At 70.7% G+C, this 3,817-nt stretch carries 1 protein-coding gene; it reads right to left on the reverse strand.

What is annotated here, in order from left to right; translation table 11 throughout:
• Positions 1-1,197: 1,197 nt before the first annotated feature.
• Positions 1,198-3,363 carry an FAD-dependent monooxygenase gene (locus IO36_RS47570; protein WP_158997714.1) on the reverse strand — a complete coding sequence of 722 codons (2,166 nt, stop codon included), beginning with the start codon at positions 3,361-3,363 and terminating at the stop codon, positions 1,198-1,200.
• Positions 3,364-3,817 lie beyond the last annotated feature (454 nt).

Genomic DNA, 3,817 nt, shown 5'->3' on the forward strand with positions numbered 1-3,817 from the left:
GCCCCAGCCCCAGCCCCAGCCCCAGCCCCAGCCCCAGCCCCAGCCCGGAGTATCCGCCCGGGCGGCAGCCAACCTGCCCGGCCCGGACACCCAGACCGTGCAGCCGCAGGCGCCACCAGCCGACCACCGCCCGGGCGGCAACCAGCCACCGGCCCCCGACACCCAGGCGCGCAGCCGCACCCCAACCGGACCCGGCAGACACAGCCACACCGACCCCGGAACCGGAGCCGGAGCCGGAGTTGGAGCCGGAGCCGGAGTTGGAGTTGGAGCCGGCACGGTCAGCCGACCACCCCGGCAAGGACACCGCACTCCCCCGCCGCCATCACACCCCAGCCGAAGCACACCGCCGGCGCGACAGCCGGCCCGCCCGCTCCCGAAGCCCGCGCGATGCAGGCATCGGGCCGCACCAGTTGGAACTCCGCAGGCAAACCGGGCCAGCCACAACCGGCAGCCGGCCACCCGGCAAGTACACCGCGCACCCACGCCGCCATTGCCCCGGCCGAAGTACACCGCCCCGGCGGTGTAGCCGCATGCTTCTGACTCCCAGGCAATACAGCCGTGCCCGAACCGGAGCCGGCAAACGCAGCCCTGCCCGCGCCAAAGCCGGAGCCGACACCTCAGCCGAACCACCCGACACGGACACCGCGCACCCGCTCCCCGGCCAGAACACCCCGCTCCCGCGCCGTCATCGCACCTCGGCCGGAGTGCACCGCCCGGGCGGCCGCCGGCCCCTGCCGCCGCACCCCCCTGGGCGGCCGGCCCGCCAGCTCTTGACCGCCAAGCCATGGCCGAACCGGTGCCGGCAGATACAGCTGTACCAAAGCCGGAGCCGGCACCGTCAACCGACCACCCCGGCAAGTACACCGCGCTCCCGCGTCGCCGTCGCGTCCCGCCCGAAGTACTCCGCCAAAGCGGCGGCGGGCCCGTCTGCCCCCCGACGCCCAGGCGATGCAGCCGTGCCCGAACCGGAGCCGGCAAACGCAGCCCTACCCGTACCAGAGCCGGAACCGGATCCTGCACCTCAGCCCCCACTCGACGCGGACACCGCGCTCCCGCACCCCGGCCCAAGCACTCCGTCAGGGCGGCGGCCGCCCCGCCCGCCCCCGATGCCCGGGCGATACAGCCGTACCAAGCCGGAGCCGGAGCCGGAGCCGGCAGATGAAGCCCTCCCCGTGCCGGAGCCGGAGCCGGCAGCTGTCAGCTGACCACTCCGGCCAGGACACCGCGTTCCCGTGTCGCCGTCGCGCCCTGCCCGAAGTACTCCGTCAAAGCGGCAGCAGGCCCGCCGGACCCCGACGCCCAGGCGATGTATCCATCGGGCCGCACCAGCAGCGCATCACAGGCAAGCCCGGGCACCGGCTCGGCATGCACCACCCGCACCAGCCCCGCCCACCCCCGCGCCTGCTCCGCATACCCCCCGCCACTGCCCCTGTCCCCGAAGAGCAGCAGCAGCGGAGACCCCTGACGCAGCAGGCCGATCACATCCACCGTCCCCTCCCGCGTCTGCAGGACCGCATTGTGGAGGAACGTTCCTTCCCAGGCAGAACCCTTCGTACCGTGCCCGGGCAGCACGGTGTCCTGCCCACTGACCATCGAGGCCAGCACCCCGCTCTCCCCCCGCTGCGCCAGCAACTCCCCGAACAACGCCCGCAACGGCTCCAGTTCAGGCCCCGGCCGCATCAACGCCAACTGCGCACGCGTGTTGTCGATCACCCGCTGGGCCGCCGGCCGGCGCTCCTGGTCATACGTGTCCAACAGCCCCGCACCCGCCCTGCCCCGCACCGCGAGCGCCAGCTTCCACCCCAGATTGACCGCATCCAGCAACCCCGTGCTCAGCCCCTGCCCCCCGATCGGGAAATGCACATGCGCCGCATCCCCCGCCAGCAGAACCCGCCCCATACGAAACGAAGTAGCCAGCCGGGAGAAATCACTGAACCGGCTCAGCCACCGGCCCTCGGCCAACACCACGTCCCTGCCGGTGATCCACCCGACCTCACGCTCCAACTCCTCCAACAACAACGGCTCACCATGACGCGGAGACGCACCCCGGCAGTTCAGCGTCCGAAGACGCACCATCCCGCCCTCCACATGCCGGACCAGAACCCAGCCACGCTCGGTGCGATGCCACCCCTCCTCCAACACCCCACCCCCCACCACACGCACATCACCCGCCATCGCCGACACCGTCGCCGGCCACGACCGCACACCAAACCCCACCTGACGCCGCACCACACTCCGCGCACCATCAGCCCCCACCACAAAACCACCCCGACACACCACCAACCCCCCAGGCCCCCGCGCCACCACACTCACCCCACCAGACCCCTGCCGCACCCGCTCCACCCGAAACCCACGCAACACCCGAGCACCCGCCGCCCGCGCCCGCCCCTCAAAATGCCGCTCCAACACCTCCTGCGAACACTTCAACACCGGCAACGGCTCCGCCGCCGGCACCGAAATCTCCAACCCCGGAATCCCCGCAAAATGAAACACACCCCCCACCAACACCGACCCCGACACCCCCGCCACAACCGACGGCACAGACACCCCCGACGACGGCACAGACACCCCCGCCACAGCCGACACCGACGACGACACAGACACCCCCGACGCAGCTAACCCAGACGACTCAACCGACGCCCCACCACCCCCCACCCCCGCAAAACCACCCACACCCACACACGCACCCGCACCCGCACCCGCACCCGCGAAACCGGCGACACTCCCGGCACCGCCACCACCAAACCCGCCCGCACCGTCACCGCCGAGACCCACACCCGCGCCGACGTCTGCACCCGCGACACCACCGCCACCCACGACGCCCCGCACCACCCCAGCACCACCGCCATCACACGCCGCCGCACCGCCCACACCCGCACCCGCACCCGCACCCGCACCGACGCCTGCACCCACACCACCACCCGGACCCGCAGAGCCACCCCCACCGTCGCCCTCAGTCACCAGACCGGACAGATACCCACGCCGCGCCAGACACTGCACCGCACGCGCATGCACCGTCGTCGCCTTCGGACACCCCGACACACCCGAACCCGACTCCACCACCACCACCGACACCCCCCGCCCCGCCAACTCACACGCCAACAACAACCCCACCGGCCCCCCACCCACCACCACCACATCCCCCCACACACAACGCACCACCACACACCACCCCCACACCGACACCGGACACCAACACCGACCGAACAGGACACCGAGCGCCAAACAAGCGAGCAGCAAGCACACCCACACCGACAGCACCGACAGCACCGACAGCACCGACAGCACCGACAGCACCGACAGCACCGACAGCACCGACAGCACCGACGACAGCACCGACAGCACCGACAGCACCGACAGCACCGACAAGAACAAAGCACACAAACCGAAAGAAACGACGAAACCGAAAGACGCACACACACCGGAAGAGCGGTGGAACCGAAGGACACGCACGAACCGAAAGAAGCCCAGGAACCGAGAGAAACGCGGGAACCGAGACGCACAGGAAGTGCAGGAAGTGCAGGAAACCAAAGACTCAGCAGCACACACAGAACGCGCAGAACACACGAGACACACAGGCCGTGCAGCACCCCGGCACGACAGACCACCCGACCCCGAACAGCAACCCCAGCCACCCCGACCGACTCAACCGGCCCGCACCCCTCACAAAAACCCCGCCGCCCGACCCGCCCGCACCGGCCAAACACAAAAATACCGGGTGAGCGGTTTCTTTACAATGCCGACAGCCACCCCACAACCCACCACTCCACCCCACACACCCACACCAACCCCGCCCCGCCCCAACCCGGCCCCGGCA

The organism is Streptomyces aureus (assembly GCF_000725495.1).
Lineage (GTDB): Bacteria > Actinomycetota > Actinomycetes > Streptomycetales > Streptomycetaceae > Streptomyces > Streptomyces aureus_B.